At 50.4% G+C, this 270-nt stretch carries 1 rRNA gene; it reads left to right on the top strand.

What is annotated here, in order from left to right:
- A 23S ribosomal RNA gene (locus tag BEN26_RS13870) occupies positions 1-270 on the top strand; the annotation flags it as partial.

Genomic DNA, 270 nt, shown 5'->3' with positions numbered 1-270 from the left:
GTTGCACAGACAACCAGGATGTTGGCTTAGAAGCAGCCACCATTCAAAGAGTGCGTAATAGCTCACTGGTCGAGTGACTCTGCGCCGAAAATGTACCGGGGCTAAACGTATCACCGAAGCTATGGATTGTGCCGTACGGCACAGTGGTAGGGGAGCGTTCTTATTGCATAGAAGTCGTACCGAAAGGAGCGGTGGAGCGATAAGAAGTGAGAATGCCGGTATGAGTAGCGAAAAGACAAGTGAGAATCTTGTCCGCCGAAAACCTAAGGT

Origin of the sequence: Tepidibacillus sp. HK-1, assembly GCF_001748485.2 — a bacterium.
Lineage (GTDB): Bacteria > Bacillota > Bacilli > Tepidibacillales > Tepidibacillaceae > Tepidibacillus_B > Tepidibacillus_B infernus.
This window is presented reverse-complemented; position numbering and strand designations above follow the sequence as displayed.